General features: G+C 58.8%; 10 protein-coding genes. All 10 read right to left on the reverse strand.

Annotated features, from left to right (window positions below):
• Window positions 1-87 precede the first annotated feature (87 nt).
• Window positions 88-1,092 carry a c-type cytochrome gene (locus tag VGL38_13315; GenBank protein ID HEY3296401.1) on the reverse strand — a complete coding sequence of 335 codons (1,005 nt, stop codon included), beginning with the start codon at window positions 1,090-1,092 and terminating at the stop codon, window positions 88-90.
• Window positions 1,089-2,291, reverse strand: a complete 1,203-nt coding sequence (locus VGL38_13320) for a hypothetical protein (GenBank protein ID HEY3296402.1) — start codon at window positions 2,289-2,291, stop codon at window positions 1,089-1,091. The genes VGL38_13315 and VGL38_13320 overlap by 4 nt, the downstream gene beginning before the upstream one ends.
• A 145-nt stretch (window positions 2,292-2,436) precedes the next feature.
• Window positions 2,437-3,066, reverse strand: a complete 630-nt coding sequence (locus tag VGL38_13325) for a cytochrome c (GenBank protein HEY3296403.1) — start codon at window positions 3,064-3,066, stop codon at window positions 2,437-2,439.
• Window positions 3,053-3,571 carry a DUF3341 domain-containing protein gene (locus VGL38_13330; protein ID HEY3296404.1) on the reverse strand — a complete coding sequence of 173 codons (519 nt, stop codon included), beginning with the start codon at window positions 3,569-3,571 and terminating at the stop codon, window positions 3,053-3,055. The genes VGL38_13325 and VGL38_13330 overlap by 14 nt, the downstream gene beginning before the upstream one ends.
• Window positions 3,564-4,994 (reverse strand): NrfD/PsrC family molybdoenzyme membrane anchor subunit, encoded by a 1,431-nt coding sequence (gene nrfD, locus VGL38_13335; GenBank protein HEY3296405.1) that lies wholly within the window; start codon window positions 4,992-4,994, stop codon window positions 3,564-3,566. The genes VGL38_13330 and nrfD overlap by 8 nt, the downstream gene beginning before the upstream one ends.
• Window positions 4,991-8,074 (reverse strand): 4Fe-4S dicluster domain-containing protein, encoded by a 3,084-nt coding sequence (locus tag VGL38_13340; GenBank protein ID HEY3296406.1) that lies wholly within the window; start codon window positions 8,072-8,074, stop codon window positions 4,991-4,993. Before VGL38_13340 ends, nrfD begins: the two co-directional genes overlap by 4 nt.
• Window positions 8,062-8,568 carry a cytochrome c3 family protein gene (locus VGL38_13345; protein ID HEY3296407.1) on the reverse strand — a complete coding sequence of 169 codons (507 nt, stop codon included), beginning with the start codon at window positions 8,566-8,568 and terminating at the stop codon, window positions 8,062-8,064. The genes VGL38_13340 and VGL38_13345 overlap by 13 nt, the downstream gene beginning before the upstream one ends.
• A 421-nt stretch (window positions 8,569-8,989) precedes the next feature.
• Window positions 8,990-11,689: a DUF2961 domain-containing protein gene (locus tag VGL38_13350; GenBank protein HEY3296408.1), complete on the reverse strand. Its 2,700-nt coding sequence runs from the start codon at window positions 11,687-11,689 to the stop codon at window positions 8,990-8,992.
• Between the two features lie 307 nt (window positions 11,690-11,996).
• The gene (locus tag VGL38_13355; GenBank protein HEY3296409.1) at window positions 11,997-12,287 is read right to left on the reverse strand and encodes a thioredoxin family protein; all 291 of its coding nucleotides are present in this window, start codon (window positions 12,285-12,287) and stop codon (window positions 11,997-11,999) included.
• 138 nt (window positions 12,288-12,425) lie between these two features.
• A complete protein-coding gene (locus tag VGL38_13360; protein HEY3296410.1) occupies window positions 12,426-13,646 on the reverse strand; it encodes a hypothetical protein in 1,221 nt (406 codons plus the stop codon).
• Between the last annotated feature and the right edge of the window lie 15 nt (window positions 13,647-13,661).

Below are 13,661 nucleotides of genomic sequence, written 5' to 3' on the forward strand. Positions count from 1 at the left end.
ATAAGACAATTAGACCAAGTAAGTCGTATTTTTAAAGAAAAAAAATCGGTTCGCAGCCCGCCAAAAAACAACAGGCAACCACCGATTTCAGCGAGTCTTGACCAAGCTGCGGACGAAGGAAAATAGGTCGTCAATCTGGGCTGACGTCAATGTGGCCTGTCCGGGCATAATCCTGCCCGGCAATCCTTGAACGACAAGCTGCGCGAATTTGTTTCTGTCATGTGTCCACGGAGCGGTTGAAATCGTCAAATCCCCCGTCACCTCATAACGATACGGAGCCACACTGATCACCCGTGCCCGCTTGCCTTCGCCATTGTCTCCGTGGCATCCCGCACACCGCGCCCCATAAATCGCCGCACCCGCCGAGGCCGATGGGGCGGAGGCTTGCGTTCCCGCAACAGGGACTGCGTTCACCGTCATCTGTCGCATCGCCACCTCAATCGGAATCCTCACCGTGTCCGCAGGGGCGGGAGTTTTGGTCTGATTCTTATTCTGTGCCGGAGGCGGAGTGCCCGGCGCGCCTGCCTGTGGAGGAGTTGTGCCCGCTGACGAAGCAGAAGGCGTCGCTGCTCCTCCCGTAGCCCCGCCCGGAACCTGCGCCAATTGCTGATCCGTGATCGGCGGCGGATTCGGAATCAGGGTGTAAACATAATGTGCAATCGCCCACGTGTCTTCCAAGGGCAGCAGCGCAAAGGATGGCATCGACGTGCCCGGCGAGCCCTTCATAATCGTGTTGTGAATGGACACGATGTCGTTGCCGAACTTGAACTTCTCCGAATGATAGTTGCGCGGCTTGGGGCTGAGACTGGCCGCACGCGGTCCGTCACCATTTCCATTCGGCCCGTGACAGCTTGCGCAGTTGGTCTCAAACAGCGCCTTGCCCGGCCCGGCCAGCTTGGTGTTCTGTGCCAGCGCCCGCTCGTCCACCGTTTTTGCCGCTCCCGTGGTCCCTTCCGCCGGAGGCGGCGCCAGGCTGCCAGCCTCTTCCCCCGCATGGAAATTGCGCAGAAAGACCACCACCGCAATCACCGCCGCGGCAATCAGCACGATCACATAATAGAAGAGACTGGTCTTCGTCGGCGGGCGGCTCATTCCCAGAACCTCCAGTTCACGCTCTCCAGAATGTACGGGTCACGGTAGGCCAGCACCGGGTAGCGCGAATAAAAGCGCGATACCGACAGCCCGAACAGGCCGGCAAAGCCAAGGAACGTTCCGATCTCCATCCAACTGATGCCCACAATAATCCGGTTCAGCGCGGGTACCACCATCCAATAAATGTCGAGGAACTGTCCCACCAGCACCAGCGCGCACACCGTCATCAGCCACTTCTCGTTCTTCTTTGCCGACTGCGACAGCAGCCCGAAAAACGGAATCGCGAACTTGAAAATCGGCAGCATCGCAAACATCCACACCCAGCCGCCGTCCTGCCGCTTCATAAAATAGAAGGTCTCTTCGGGCAGATTCGCGTACCAGATCAGCATATACTGCGAGAAGCCGATGTATGTCATGAAAATCGTAAAGGCAAACAGCAGCGTGCCGATATCCTTCACATGGGATGCCGTCGCCACCCGCGCAAGCGGCCCGTCATCCCGCTTCATCCACAGAAAGATGATCATGATCAGCGCCACGGTGCTCTGGAACAGCCCGGCAAAGGTGTACACCGCAAACATCGTCGAGAACCAGTGCGGCTCGATACTCATGATCAGATCATAGGAGATCAACGTAAAACTGAAGGCAAACACCGGCATAAACACGATAGACCAGTTGATGGCTTTCCGCGTCAGCATCACCTCGCCCGTGCTGTCCTGCCGGATGGAAAAATCAAAAATAATTTTCCAGGCAAAGAATATCCAGATCACCAGCACCAGCAGATCACGCGGCAGCATCCACGACGCCGACAGCCAGTGCGCTTTGCCCGGATCCGTCGTCACCGCGCCTTGCGCCCACGGATAGATGTGTCCCGCGCCGATGAAAACGCCCAGCAGCAGCACCAGCGCCACGGGCAGATAGGCCGCCAGTCCCGAAGACACCCGCCGCGCCACAACCACCCAGGACGCATTAACCGCATAGTGCAACGCCGTAAAAAACAGCCCACCCACGGCAAAGCACAAAAACATGAAATAGTCGATCAGGTAATTGTTCCATGCCCGCGCGGGATCCACAGCCAGACCCAGCGCAAACGCCAGCGCGCCCACGCCCGTCATGGCCACAAAGATCGTGCGCCACCGCGCCGCCAATACCAGCGGCCCCGGATTCTCCACAACTGTTACAGGTGCATCATGCATGGGCATAAAGGGAAAATGGGAAATTCGAAACGTGAAAGTTGAAACGAAAGCGATCTTGCCGCCTCGGCGACCGAAGGTCAACCACGCGTCGCAAGACGCGGTCGGAGGGGCCGATCTAAGATCGGCCCGCCGTCACCTCGATGCCTGCTGTTTATTTCTTCGGCCACGGCTCCGCTTTGCCCGTATCCGGCAGATCGCTGTCCAGTGTAATCGTGCTCTGCCGCGCGGCCTGCAAATCCTGAGCCGTCGGATGGGCCGCCTTCTGCAATGCGCGCACATAGTAGACAATGGCCCAGCGCTGCTCCGCCGGAATCTGTGTCGCATAACTCGGCATTAAACCTTGGCCCATCGTGATCGTGTGATAGATCCGCCCGTCCGGCCACGCCATCACCTTGTCGCTGTACAGAATCGGCGGCATGGTGAACTTGGGAACGATATATCCCCGCCCGTCGCCCCGCGCACCGTGGCAGACAATGCAATACGTGTTGAAATACTTCTTTCCCGCCGCCATCACATCCGCCGTCGGCATTAAAGGATTGGACAGCGCGTTGGCCGCCACAGTATCCATGATCGCAATGGTATACGGATCATAGCCGCGCGGCACAGTGCCCGCCACCGGCGGCCGCATCCCCTCGCCGTTCGGCGTCGCCGGATCGTACTCCTGCGCCTGCACCGACATCTGCCGGTACATGTCGGGCATATATTCGAGCTGCGTAAACGACTTGGTCTTGCAGGAAACCGCCAGCATGGCCAGCAGAATGAGCAGGCTACACTTCCACATGCCGCACCTCTTCCGCGCCTTGATCCGACAGAAACTGCGAAACCGATTCTTCATTCATGCCATTATCCAGCGGCACAATCAAGGCAAACTGGTCATTGGTCAGCCGCTCATCGAGAATTACCGCGCGCCGCTTCGGCAGCTTGGCCGCAATCAGCATCGCCACAAAGGTCGAAATACCGCCGATCAAAATCCCGCATTCGAACGTGATCGGCACATACGCCTGCCATGCCACCGGCGGCTTGCCGCCGATGTTCATTTTCCAGTCAATCGCCAATGTCCAATGCTGTAGGAAATACCCGCCTATCGCACCTAACAGGCCCATCACCACCGTGACATACGGCACCCACGACATTTTCAACCCAAGGGCCTTCTCCGAGCCGTGCAGCGGGTACGGCGTAATCATATCCAGATCGCGCCAGCCTTCATCCCGCGCCTTCGCAGCCGCGTGCAGCACGTCGTCGGGATCGGAGAAAATCGCCACTAATTTCGGAAAGGGTTTAGCCATGGCGCAGCGGCTCCCCATGTTCGGTGAACTTCTGCTTGCGGCCCGTGGGATTCGGCAGCGTGGCTTTCATTTCCGCCATCGAAATCACCGGCGCGATCCGCACAAACAGCAGAAACAGCGTAAAGAACAACCCGAAGGCGCCGACCGTCCAGCCGATATCGAAGATCGTCGGCTTGAACACGTGCCAGATCGACGGCAGATAGTCATTATACAGCGATGTCACGATAATGTTGAACCGCTCGAACCACATGCCGAGGTTCACCAGCAGCGAGACCACGAACATGATCCCCAGCGACATCCGCGCCTTCTTGAAAAAGAAGATCTGCGGAATAATCGCATTGCAGGTAAACATGATCCAGAAGGCCCACCAGTAATGGCCGAACGCGCGGTTCAAAAAGACAAACCGCTCAAAGGGATTCACGCTGTACCACGCGTTGAACCACTCGGTCATGTAGGAAAAGCCCACCATCAGCCCCGTTACGGTAATGATCTTGCACATCAGTTCGAGGTGCCGCATGGTAATCAGATGCTCGAGCTTGAAGGCCTTGCGCATGATCACTAACAGCGTGAGCACCATCGCGAACCCCGAGAAGATCGCGCCCGCCACAAAATACGGCGGGAAAATCGTCGTATGCCAGCCCGGCACCACCGACGTCGCAAAGTCATAGCTAACTACGGTGTGCACCGACAGCACCAGCGCCGTCGCCATGCCCGCAAACAGCAGATAGGCCTTCTCGTAATGGGCCCAGTCGCGCACCGATCCGGTCCAGCCGAAGGACAGCACATTGAAAATCCGCTTGCGCAGCGCCGACTTGGCGCGGTCGCGGATCGTCGCAAAATCCGGAATCAGTCCCGTATACCAGAACAACAGCGAAATTGTAAAGTACGTCGACACCGCGAACACGTCCCACACCAGCGGCGAGCGGAAGTTGATCCACAACATCCGGTGATTGGGGTAGGGGAACAGCCAGAAATCCAGCCACTGCCGCCCCACGTGGAACGCCGGGAAAATGCCTGCCGTCATCACCGCAAAAATTGTCATCGCCTCCGCCGAGCGGTTGATCGCCGTTCTCCATTTCTGCCGCAGCAAAAAGAGAATCGCCGAAATCAGCGTGCCCGCGTGGCCGATACCGATCCAGAACACGAAATTGGTAATATCAAACGCCCAGCCGACCGGAATCTGCAAACCGAAAATCCCCTGTCCGCTCATCAGCAGCCACGTCAAGGTGCCCGCTCCCGCGAGGGCCATGGTCGCGGAAATCAGAAAGGCTACCCACCAGAGCCAGTTTGGGAACCGCTCCAGCGGACTGACAATGTCGTCAGTGACCTGCGCCAGCCGCAGATCATCACTCAGAATATTCTCCGTCGGCAGAACCTTCTCGATCTCAGCGGGAGTCGGCAATGCGTGCGCGGGATGGCTCATGCCTGCCCCCCCTCATGGCCGGCCTTCTTGCCGTGCCCGGGCCGGTTCCGCAGCTTCGTCCAATAGGCAATCGATGGCCGCGTATCCAACTCTTCCAGCACTCGATAGCTGCGTTCGTCCCGCATTTCCTGCGATACCTGACTGTCGGGATTATTGAAATTTCCGAAAACAATCGCGTCGGTCGGGCAGGTCTGCTGACAGGCGGTCTTCAGATCGCTGTCCTGTACCTCGCGCCCGAAATCCTTGGCCCGTTGCTTGGCCTGCCGGATGCGCTGGAAGCAGAACGTGCACTTTTCCATCACGCCCTTCTCGCGCACCGTCACATCCGGGTTCAGCGCCAGCTTCAGCGGCTGCTGCTCATAGGCCGCCTTGGAGAACTCATGCCAGTTGAACCGCCGCACCTTGTAAGGGCAGTTGTTCGAACAGTACCTCGTTCCCACACAGCGGTTATACACCTGCACATTCAAGCCTTCATTATCATGCAGTGTGGCAATCACCGGACAGACCGTTTCACACGGCGCATTTTCGCAGTGCTGACAGAGCATCGGCTGGAAAACCACGTCCGGATTGGCCGCATCGCCCGAGTAATAACGGTCCACACGGATCCAGTGCATCACCCGCCCGCGCTTTGTCTCTTCGGCTCCCACCACCGGAATATTGTTTTCCACCTGGCAGGCCAGCGTACACGCATGGCAGCCGATGCAGGAACTCAAATCAATCCGCATTCCCCAGCGGTTGCCCGGGTAGTCCCACGGCTTCCACAACGAGCGCGGCGTCTCTTCGTCCGGATGCCCCGACCGCGGATTCGCCTGATAATCCCCCACCGTGGCTTCATAAATGATGGGCCGGTCTTCCGTGGCATTGTGCTGCTGCACATTGGCCATCTCCGACATCCGCCCCGTCTTTCCCAACGTGCACGCCAGTCCACTGGCCTTCAGACTCCAGCCCGCGGGCTGCCGCATGAAAAAGCCATTCGCGCCCAGACCGTTGCCGATCTTGCCCGCATGGGTTCGTCCCCAGCCGGACTGCACACTGATCACACCATCCACGTCTCCCGGCTGATGATGGGCCGGAAGTTCGATCATCATTCCCTGCGCTTCAATCCGGACCATTTCACCTTCCAGCACGCCGAGCTTCTGCCCGGTCACCGGAGACATGCTGGCATAATTGGTCCACGTAATCTTCGAAACCGGATCGGGACACTCGCACAGCCACGCGTTGTTGGCCTCGTGCCCGTCGGTGTGCACCGGAGAAGGGTAAACCACCAGTTCCAGTTCGGCAGGCTGCCTGCTGGTCACGGAGTAAGCGGTAGGCTGCAGGGCGCGTGGCCGCGCCGCTTCCGCAGACCGCGTATCCAGCACGCCATTCCGTAGCGCGCTGTTCCAGAAATTCTCAAAGGTTCCGTCATAGCGGCCCGCCGTATAGACCCATGTCTTCCACGTGTCCATCAAATACGCGTGCCAATCCCCGGCGAACGTCGCCAGCCCTGTCTTAGCGCCCGCCTTGGCAAAGTAAATCAGAGAATCTTCAGTCGAGCGATTATCATACAACGGATAAATCGCCGGTTGCGTCAGACCGTACAATCCAACCTGCGGCTCGCTGTCCGCCCAGCTTTCCAGATAGTGCAGGCCCGGCAGCACATAGCGCGCCGAAGCCGCCGTTTCATCAATCCGGTCGGACAGACTCACCACGGTCTTGACCTTCGACACCGCCTGATCAAATCCCGCCACGGCCGGTAGCCAGTAACCCGGGTTCGTTCCCGAGATAATCAGCACATCCACTTTGCCCGCGCGCATGTCATTGATCAGCGTGAACAGGTCCTTGTGGCTGCCCTGCGATTGCTGGGACGGCGCACTCGCCCCGTCAATCGTCATGCCCTCGTTTCCGAGCTGCGAGTTCAACTGGTTTGCAATCAACTGCAAGGTATCATCGTCCGGCGCAATCACAATTCCCTTGCCCGCATTCGCCTTCAGATCCTGCACGACGCGCTCCAGCGTCCCCGCCGGCAATCCAGCCTCGCCCTCGGCATCCGCCAAATGCCCGTTCCCCGAAGAGATTGCCTGAGCGATGGCCCTCGCCACCACCAGCATCTTCGCCGGATGGACCCGATACCGCTCATCCGCATTCGCCCCCGTCATGCTCATGAACGGTTCGAAGGTTACCAGCTTGTTGATCTTGCCGTCATGCACCTTGCGGGCCTTGCCGAAATCCACCTGCCATTGCAGCGCCGAATAACCCGACCCCATAAAATCACTGCCGAGGTCCAGCACATAGTCCGCTTTGTCGAAATGGTAGGAGGGCAGCACCGCCTTGCCGTAGCACATCTCCTGTGCGTTGCGCGTGGCTTCGTGCGTCCAGGCATCGGCCATCACATGCCGCGCTCCGGGGAACGTCGCCAGAAAATCCTGAATCAGCTTCATCCGTGCCGGGCCATGCATGGTCCCCGTCAGCAGCACAATCCTGCCGTTGGCCTCCGCCAGCGCCTTGCCGATCTCCTGATCCGCCGTCTGCCACGGGATCTGTGCCGGAGCCACCCGCTGACCGGGCACCAGTGCCACTGGAGCCGTCAGCCGGTCCGGATCATACAAATTGAAAATTGAAGCCTGTCCCCGCGCCGTCAGTCTTCCCTGGGATAGCGGATGATCCGGATTGCCTTCAATCTTGATCGGCCGGCCTTCCCGCGTCTTCACCAGCACTCCGGTCCCCGCCGCATCCAGCAGGGTGGAAGCATAGTAGTTGGGCACACCCGGAGTCACTTCCTCCGGAGCCTTCACATAGGGAATCACCTTCTCGGTGGGCCTGAGCGCGCAGCCCGCCGTGGCAAAAGCCACCGCCGCCGAGGAAAGCTTCAAAAAGTCCCGCCGCGAGAGTTCCGCTTTGCCGCCGCCGTTCTCAATCAGGGCTTCTTCCATAAAGCCCGCCGCCTCCAGCGCTGCCCCGGGCCGCTTATTGCCCGCGTGCCGCGCCATTTCCACGGCGTCGAACAGCCGCTCCTGGTGGGACTCGCCAACCGGATTCTCCAAATCGGAGAGCCGATTCCAGTACTTCGGAATGTCGGGCGTCTTATCTACTGATGACATGTGTTACACGTGGTCGGAGCGCCGTTCTGCTGATGGCACTTCACACACTCTCCCATATCCAAACGGCGATATTGATACACTCTATTCATCGTCGCCACCGGTCCATGGCACACCGCACAGTCGAACCCCTTAGCCAGATGCCGCGAGTGATCGAAATGCGTGAACTCCGGCAGCTTGTAAATCCGGATCCAGGGAATCGGCTTGTCGCTGTTGTACGCCTCCGTCAGCTTGGCAATGTTCGGCTTGTTCACCGCAACCACGCTGTGGCAGTTCATACAGACATTCAACGCGGGCACTGTCGCATGGCGCGACCGCTCCGCGTTCGTATGGCAATACAGGCACGGAATGTGGTTGTCCCCTGCATGCAGCTTATGGCTGAAGGCAATCGGCTGCTCGGGAGCATAGCCGGTATTGCTCCAGACATTCACCCAGGCCCAGGCACCCACAATCAGAGCCGCCAGAACAAGGAACGCAATACGCAGCTTAGTCCACACTAAGCACCTCGCTTGCTTCGCGCCGGAAAAGGTGGAATTTTAGTCGAGATACCATCTATCTCTGCAACAAAATGGATCTAAGTTTATCAACTGCTCTATTCACCATCCCGCGTAATATAAGTGATTTGCCTTTTAAGCGCAATACCGGATATTGGTATTATCCCATGTTCTTCAAATGTTTCCGAATAATTGCTGGGGTGTGGTGTTACAGAATAGTAGTAAAGTTATCTATATTAATCCTCTAAAATATCCATAACGGTTATTCAGGTCCTTGTGAATCCATGCCCGGCACGGCGCAAAACCATGGCTCATCACGCGGCAAACCCTTATCATCAGAGGCATATTCAAATAACCAGAGCGCCCTGCCGAACAGCTCATCGTTCGCAGGGCGCTCTCAAATGCCTATGCAAAAGTCCTTCCCTTATCGCACAGGTCTCCTGCCTTTCATCTCTCGCGGCTGGGCGGGCAATTCCAGCGCGGACGTCCCCCCAACGCCGCCATTGGCTACCGCCTTTACATAGTAGAATAACCTGAAGACGGGAATGTTCGCCCGTGTCGTGTCCACAAACGTCGTATCCATCGCTCCAACTTGCCCGAACAGCGCAAAGGCCGTATCCAGCCCTGCGGTACGGTAGATCCGGTACCCGCTTGGAGTCAGCGCCTCGCCGCTTGAATCCTGAGTCACCGGCGGCCAGCACAGCCGGACCCCGTTAATACTATCCAGGAATGCAACCACATGGCTCACCGGCTGCGGCGGCGGGGCAGGAGAGGATTCAACCTGCGCCTGCAAAACTATCTGATCGAGGATCATGGTCCATCCTATTGAGGATGGGTTGCGCCCCGCCACCTCGAACCGAACGGTATGCGGTCCCGCTGCCAGCGGTTGCACCCGTCCCCGCACCGAATCCGACCGGTCCCACCTCCAGACAATCGGGCCGTTATAAGTATCCTGCCCCGCCACGTCCACACTGTCATCAATCTTCGTGCGGACTATCACACCACTGTTCGTGGTTCCGAAAAAATACACAGGTTGGAAGACCCCCCCGCTGGGCAAGGTAAACGCAAACTGCCCGTAATCCCCCACACCATTGGCCGAAATATCTCGCACGAGGTTTCGTCCCCAAGGCTCCGTGGAGGTCGGCAGAATCCAATCCGGCGCGTACCCAATGAACTGCGTGCTCCACCTCCAGCTTGTCAACGTCAGCGCCTCCAGTTCGTAGCGCACAAAGGGCCGCACCTTGAGCGCCTGCCCGCACACCACATCGGCCATCGGCGGCGCGGTTGCCCTCAGCGCATGGTCCCCGTAGGACAGAGTTCCCGGTATCAATGCCAATCCGTGCAAATTCTCATTCCCGTCTGCCGTCGGCGTCGCTCCCATCCAGCTCAATGGCGTACTTTCCGCAAACAGGCTCACCGTGGTTCCGCTCGGCAATCCCGAAATATCGACCGCCAGCGTGTCCCCGCCAAAAACACAGGTGTCGAGATCCTGCCGGACCGGTGCAAAGCTGAACTCCGGCGCCGCAAAGTACGGCCATGCCGCTGCCACCGTTTCCGTTCCCGTACTGAGCACAGCGCTGAGCGGATAGATGCCGCTGGCCAGTCCCGATGGCATCGTCACCGTGACATCCAGCACCGAGTCCACGCTCACCTGCCCGGCTCCCGATCTCACGCTAAGGCTGGTTGTTCCCAAGTGTACGTCCGTGAGTTCCGCCAACGGCGTGAGCCCAGTGCCCACCAGCCGCAGGTTCTGTCCCGCAAAGCTCTGGCTGTCCGCATCCACCACCGTCCAGCGCGGCGGCGTCATGCAGAAGTAGGCCATGGTGCGGTAATGGCCCTGCAACTGGTTCCAGCCGCCGACCTCGATGTCCATCTGGAAACGGTTCGTAAACGGCACGGGATCGGTCACATGCCAGCGATACGCCGCGGCAATGTAGCCCGCAAACCGGATGCAGCCGTGAAATCCCAGAGCCTGATAGATCGCCCCATCATTCCAATAGTAGCCGCCATCAAAATAGTCTTCGGTGCCCGTTCCACGCCAGGAGGGAGTAGCCTCCCCGTCCAGCGCAATCGTCTCGTCGCCCTCCAGGATATGCCCGTCCGTGGTCTGCGCATCCAGCAGCATTCCCAGATAAGTGCCCGCGCCCTGCACATCCGCAATCTTGTGTCCGGCCCACGCCGGAGTCGGATTCTCTTCTCTATAAACTCCCCGCACCTTGAAGGGTGGAGTCTCCTGCGCCGATAAGGTCACGAGATCCGCATAGGTATTCACGGTCTGCGAACTCCCCGTGCGGTTCTCCAGTTCGACGCGAAATTCCGAGCGGAACACCAGCGGCAGATTCAAATACAGGCTGTCGCCGGAAAAGCCTGTAAATACCGAGCGGTACGGCCACCAGCCCAGCGCCGCGCCGAACACCGTCGAGAGCGGTCCCTCGATATCCGGCAGCGGATTATGGTCGCTGTACACCCGCAGCCACACATTCTCCAGTGCCGGCTGAGTATGCGTTCCAATCCGCACCATCAGTCGCCGGCAGCCACCCCGTCCCGTATAGTGCAGCAACTCCTGAGATTGCCCCGCCGCGAGAGCGGCCGAGGCACTCTGCCGCACCGTGCTGCGGCTGGGCCATGCCGGCTGCAACGGATTGGCAAACCGGCTGCGCAGAGAATCCAGCCGGGCCATGTACGCCGAACCGGGCGGCATGGTCAACGGTGTCATCGTGGTCCCTGCGGGATACGTCAGCGCGGTCACATGAAAATACAGCGGCGGTCCGTTGTAGGTGATCCGTGCCCGCGAGGAAAAGGGGATGGGCACATAACTGAAAAAACCGCCGGACGATGTATCAGCCAGCGGCGGAACAAAAGGCGCGGCGCGGCCGAAGAAGCTGATCAGCGGAGTATCGATCAGCGCGGTCGTAAGATTGTCCACATACAACCGCAGCCGGATGTCCGGCGCCAGCGGCAGCATCGTACTCCACACTTCGGCAATCACACCCGGTCCCGTCACATCGCACAGAACCTGCCAACCCGCGCTATCGGTTCCATAATAATTGCCTTGGTCGTTATTCCCGCTTCCGCGATCATAACTGGAGAAATGCACTACCTGTGCCTGCAGGGTGTCCAGCAATGCTTCTGTGTGTAGCGCATGACGCCAAAAGCTGTCACTCTGTGCTACACCTGATCCACAGGTCGCCAACAAGAGCCCCACCGCGATCCACAACCGCAACGCGCAGCCTTCGAATCTGCCCTTCCTTCTTACACACTCCTGATTTTTCATGCTCGTAATAAATTTAGCGTCGGATATTCAGTTAAGACTCCGTTATATGCAGTACTACTTCCGCATCCCAGAAGTTTCTTTGCGTTTGAATGGGGTACCATCCCAGCAAAAAGGCGGATCCTTCGATCCGCCTTGCTCAAAAAAAGAGAAGTGTGAACTACACGGGGTCGCCGTAATGCTCGTTGACCGGTCCCCATCTTTGTTCACGCGCCGCCGCAATCTGTATCCAGGATACGATCTCTTCGCTGCTCGGCACCTGTCCCATGCACTTGACCTCCCCGTCAATGATCAGCGCCGGCGTCATCACCACACCGTACTTCACGATGTCGTCGATCCGTTCGATCTTGCAGAGGTTCGCCTCCACCTCCGTCCGCTCAATCGCCCGCTCCGCCTCCGCATACAACCTCTTGCACGTCGCCGACCCATGCCCCAGAATCTTGATTTCCATGATCCACTCCTTCACCATCAGACAAAAGGCTGAAACGCTGAAAATCTGAACTGCTGAATTAAGGTGGTCGTAGGGGAGGGTTAAGCGCAGGAATTTGCTATGTGCACACGGCAACCCGCGCAACCCTCCCGCCTGACCTTAAGTCTCAAGTCTCCGGTCTCGGATCTTTCTTCCCGCTCCCCCCACCCAAACCCCCAGCGCCGCTATGGCAATCACCACAAAGCCCCACGTGTTCGCAATCACAAAACCGTTGCCCGTCCCCAATCCCTGCGCTGCCAGAGAGTAGATCGTCAAGCCCGCCGCCAGAGCCAACAGCAGCACCGGTCTGCCTGCCACCAGGTACCGCAGCACCACAAAAGCTAGCGCCACCCGCACAATGTTCGTCAGCAGGGAGTAGAGCCATTCATTGGCATCCGGCGAGGAGGTTGGCATTACCATCACCACCGCCGCCAGCAGCAATACGGCTCGCAGCAAGGGCGTGCGCATCCGGCCTTCCCACAAATAGGCAAAGAAAGCCAGCAGCAAGGCCGAAACCAATGTTCTGCTGAGGCCGCTTCCCAACATGAGCAGTAACGGCATGGGAGCGGATAGCCACTCGGGAATCGTCCAGCCTTCAAAGGGAATCCATGCCGGATTCGCCGCCGCCAGCAGCATTGAAATATCCTTGGCCAGCAGCAGTGCGCCGATCCCGCCCAAAATCGTGAACCCCGCATCCAGCCCCGCCGCGCGCCGCTCGGGCCGCCGCAAGGCCGGCGCGGCCTCCGGGTATAGCGCACTCAATACGGCCAGCCCCACCGCAAAAAAGACATACAGCACGCCTGTGCTGATCAGCCATTGAGTAATCACTCCCGTGCGAAACACCGACCACGGCGTCGCCACCATGTTGAAGTACGTCGCCTTCGACAGATAGAATTCATTGGTCCCCGCCAGAAAAGCCACCACTGCGGGAATCGCGGCATACAACAGCGCGCGCCGCCACGGCACAAATCCCCGCCGCATCCGGTACGCCAGCACCCCCACCGCCCACACCACCAGCGCCGCAATCACTAAAAACGTCAGCGTGGATTTCACCGTCCGCAGCACCGTGCCCGCTTCCCGTTCCCGTTCCCATGTCTCCGGAATCTTGTACCACGGCGGTTTGACGACGTGCAGCCAGTTTCCATCCACACCGCCGTTGCGCCGGTATTTCGCTTCCGCCACATTGCGCGGATCTCCCTCCCGTGCTTCGTAGGTAAAGCCGTGATCCAGCCGGTGGGGCCGCGTCTCGGTGCTCTGGTTCTTTACGTCCAGCTTTGAAAGATCCTCTCCCTGCATGGCCAGCGCGCTGTCTACCATCAGCCGTGCGCGATCCACACTCAAACTCTCGCCCGGCAT

It is taken from the genome of bacterium, assembly GCA_036504735.1.
GTDB lineage: Bacteria > Electryoneota > RPQS01 > RPQS01 > RPQS01 > DASXUQ01.